4 protein-coding genes are annotated in these 3592 nt (G+C 73.4%); all 4 read left to right on the plus strand.

Going from position 1 to position 3592, the window contains the following annotated elements; genetic code table 11:
- Positions 1 to 345: 345 nt before the first annotated feature.
- The 4 genes from ABZ260_RS48485 (at position 346) to ABZ260_RS48500 (ending at position 3553) form a co-directional block, all read left to right on the plus strand.
- Entirely contained in the window at positions 346 to 702 is a 357-nt protein-coding gene (locus ABZ260_RS48485; RefSeq protein WP_355632023.1) for a hypothetical protein, read from the plus strand.
- Positions 703 to 930: 228 nt separating this feature from the next.
- Positions 931 to 1758, plus strand: a complete 828-nt coding sequence (gene pyrF / locus ABZ260_RS48490) for an orotidine-5'-phosphate decarboxylase (RefSeq protein WP_355632025.1) — start codon at positions 931 to 933, stop codon at positions 1756 to 1758.
- Positions 1752 to 2798 (plus strand): hypothetical protein, encoded by a 1047-nt coding sequence (locus ABZ260_RS48495; RefSeq protein ID WP_355632028.1) that lies wholly within the window; start codon positions 1752 to 1754, stop codon positions 2796 to 2798. The genes pyrF and ABZ260_RS48495 overlap by 7 nt, the downstream gene beginning before the upstream one ends.
- Complete coding sequence (locus ABZ260_RS48500; protein WP_355632031.1) at positions 2795 to 3553, plus strand: alpha/beta fold hydrolase; 759 nt, start codon at positions 2795 to 2797, stop codon at positions 3551 to 3553. The genes ABZ260_RS48495 and ABZ260_RS48500 overlap by 4 nt, the downstream gene beginning before the upstream one ends.
- Positions 3554 to 3592 lie beyond the last annotated feature (39 nt).

The following is a 3592-nucleotide window of genomic DNA, read 5'->3' on the forward strand; positions in this document are numbered from 1 at the left end:
CCGACCTTGGGGTGCTTCCTCAGCTCCAAGCTCTCGAATCCGTGGGAGCAGACACGCCCGAGGGTGGGCACGAAACGGCTCACGGACACCGCCTCACGGCGGTACCTGGTGTTCAACCTGGGCGAGGGGAGATCGGGCGGACCGGCACCCGGTCCGTTCGGCGTCACCCCGAGGGCGCTTCGGCGCCGGAGGGAGCGAACCTTACGGTTCACCCGGCCGTGTTCGTCCTCGACCGCCACGGCCACCTGCTCCAGCAAGCCGACGGCTACACCACCCAGAAACGCGGCACCGTGCCGCGTTTCCTCCCCCGTCTGAAGGCGGGGGTCTCCACACTGGAGGTATCTGATGAAGATGAACACAGATCGTCGCGGCATCTCCGGCTCCCTGGGCGAGCACAACCGCTCCACAAAGGCATTCCGCGTCCGCGCGCTGCCGGCGGTCGGCGCGATCATCGGCATGGCCCTGCTGGCGACGGGCGCACCCGCCTTCGCGGCTTCGGCCACCGCCTCCGAGGCGCACACGGTCACCGCGCAGGCCGGCACGGCCAGCCGGCTACCCGCCGGCGACGATGTGTACCGCGACTGGTTCTCAAGCCACTCCAACTGCGTGGCAGCCGGCCAGGGGGGAATCGACCGAGGCCACTGGGAGCACTACACCTGCTCCGAGGGCGACTGGTTCTGGCATCTGTGGACCAACCGCTGAGCGGCGGATAGCGGCGTGGTCCAGCACCCGCAGGCTCCGATGACTGCGGGTCTGCGCGTTGTGCGTGGGGGTTCGCACCAGCCCAACCCCTTTACGATGTAGATCAAGAAGCGGCGAAATCCCCGCTCCCCATCGCGGGCGCGGCGCGGAGCGGGGATTTTACTCGCTGGAACCTCAACGGCGAGTGGACGCCGTGCGCACGCGGGCTCGGTTGTGTGCAATGACCCCATGGCTGTTGTACCGATATGGACTGACCTGCTGCAGAACCGATCCGCCCTCTGCCTGGGACTCGCCCCCTCCCCCAAGTGGCTGGAGGCGTGGCGGATGCCCGGCGACGTGGGCGGGGCCCGGCGAATGTGCGCGACGGTGCTGGAGGCCGCGGGCGAGCAGGTGGCCGTCTACCGGATCCAGGTGCCGTTCTTCACCCGGTTCGGCACCGCGGGCACCGCCCTGCTGCGTGACGTCGTCGGCGGCGTGCACGAGCGGGGCTCGCTGGCGGTGCTGGACGCGAAGGTGTGCGACGCCGACGACACGATGGACTCCTACGCCGACCTCTACCTGGGGCCCGGCAGCGTGCTGCGCGGGGACGCGGTGACGGCGAACCCGTTCATGGGCTTCGGCTCCCTCGGCCCGCTGCTGCGCCGGGCCCGGGACAGCGGAACGCTGGTCATGGTGCTCGTACGCACCTCCAACCACGCGGCCGGCGGGGTGCAGTGCGCCATGACCGGCTCGCGCACCGTCGCCCAGCGCACCGCCGACGAGGTGCGGGAGTGGAACGACGAGCACGGCGTGGCGGCGGCGGCCGTGGTCGGGGCCGCCGCCGGGGAAGCCCGCGACCTGGTGGCCCGCATGCCGTCCGCGGTCGTGGAACTGCCTGGCCTGGGCAGGGCCGGACGCGACACCCGCGACCTCGTCGCCGTCGCCGCCGGCGCGCCGGGGCGAGCCGTGCTGCCGGTCACCACCGGGGTGCTGCGGCACGGACCTGACGTCGCCGCGCTGGAGGCGAGCATCGCGACCTGGCGGAAGGAGATCGGCGCGGGGGTCCCGGCATGCTGATCGAACTGCGGCCCGGCACCTCCGCCGAGGCCGCCGAGGAGGTGGCGACACGGGCCGGGGCGCACGAGGACGTCACCGCCTGGCCGGTGCGCCTGGCCGGAAGGGTGTTCGTCGTGGTGAGCGGCGACGAGTCCCTCGCCTGCGTACCCGCCTCGCCCGCCGTGCTGGCCCGCCGCCCCACCCCCGACGGCCACTGGCTGGTACGGCGCGACAGCGGCGTGGCCGCGCGCGAGGTGACGATCGGCGGCCCACCACTGCCCGGCCCGCCGGAGGCTCCTCGGGAGGTCGGAGTGGTCGGGGGGCCGAGGCTGTGGTGGGCGGCGGGACCGTGCGCGCTGGAGTCGACCGAGGACGCGGTCGAGACGGCCCTGGCGGTCAGAGCGCAGGGGGCGCACGCGCTGCGGGCCGGGCTGTCCAAGACGCGCAGCAGTCCCTACCACTTTCCCGGCAGAGGCCTGCGGGGCCTGGAGGCGCTCGCGGAGATCCGGCGTGCGGCGGCCATCCCGGTGATCACCGAGGTCTGTGACCCGCGCGAGGTGGCGGCCGTCGCCGAGGTGGCCGACTGCCTGCAGGTGGACGGGCGGCAGCTGGACAACCGGCCGCTCCTGGCCGAGCTGGGTGCCCAGCGGCGCCCTGTGCTGCTGATGCGGGGGCCACGGGCGAGTCTGGACGACTGGCTGCGGGCCGCGGAGTTCGTCTTCACCCGGGGTAACAGTGCCGTGGTGCTCTGCGCGGGCGCCACCGGGACACCGCAGCAGCCCGGCTTCGGGGCGATCACCGCGCTGCGCGCCCGTACCGAGCTGCCCGTGATCTTCGATCCCAGCCACAGCACCCGCTCGGCCTCGCTGGTGGCACCGGCCGCGCTGGCGGCCTCGGCGTACGGCGCGGACGGGCTGCTCATCGAGTCGTGCACGAAGCCCGAGCGGCTGTATCGCCCCGGCGACGCGGCTCACATGTTCCCCCCCGAGTCCCTGGCGGACCTGGTCGCCACCTGCGAGCGGGTCCGGGACTCCGCACGATCCCTGGAGGTCTCGTGGTGACCGCTCGCCTGACCACCGCGAGCTGGCTGGTACCGCTACGGCGGCCGGAACGGCCTCGCGCCCGGCTGGTCTGCGTGCCCAACGCGGGAGGCGGCGCCACGACGTTCCGCGGCTGGGCCGGCTTGCCGGCCGACGACGTGGAACTGTGGGCGGTGCGCTCTCCTGGCCGGGAGACCCGCATCGGGGAGAAGCCGCCGCACCGGCTGTCGATGATCGTCGATCCGGTGATCGACGAACTGTCGCGCCTGGCCCCGCTGCCGTTCGCGCTGTTCGGGCACAGCATGGGCGCGCTGGTGTCGTTCACCACGGCGCGGCGGCTGCGCTCGCGCGGGCTGCCGGGCCCGGGGCGGCTGTTCGTCTCCGGCTGGAACGCCCCCCAGATCCGCGACGGCATGCCGAGGCTCGGGCGGCTCTGCGACGAGGACCTGATGCGAGTGCTGCACCGGCTGGACGGCATCCCCCCGGAGGTGATCGGCAACACGGAGCTGATGAGCCTCGTCATGCCGGTGCTCCGTGCCGACCTGAACGTGGCGGAGTCCTACGTCCACGAGGACGAGCCGCCGCTGGCCTGCCCGATCTCGGTGTTCGGCGGGATCGGGGACCCGACGACGACGGCCGCCGGGCTGGGCGCGTGGCGCGCGCAGACGGGGTCGGCGTTCCGGCTCCGGCTGCTGCCTGGCGGGCACTTCTTCATCCACACCCAGCGCCGGTCGGTGCTGCGTGCGATCCGGGAGGACCTCGGCGCCTGCCGATGAGCGAAGGCCGCGACCGAACCGCCGCCCGGGGCCCCGGGC

It is taken from the genome of Streptosporangium sp. NPDC006013, assembly GCF_040614275.1.
In the GTDB taxonomy this organism is placed as follows: domain Bacteria; phylum Actinomycetota; class Actinomycetes; order Streptosporangiales; family Streptosporangiaceae; genus Streptosporangium.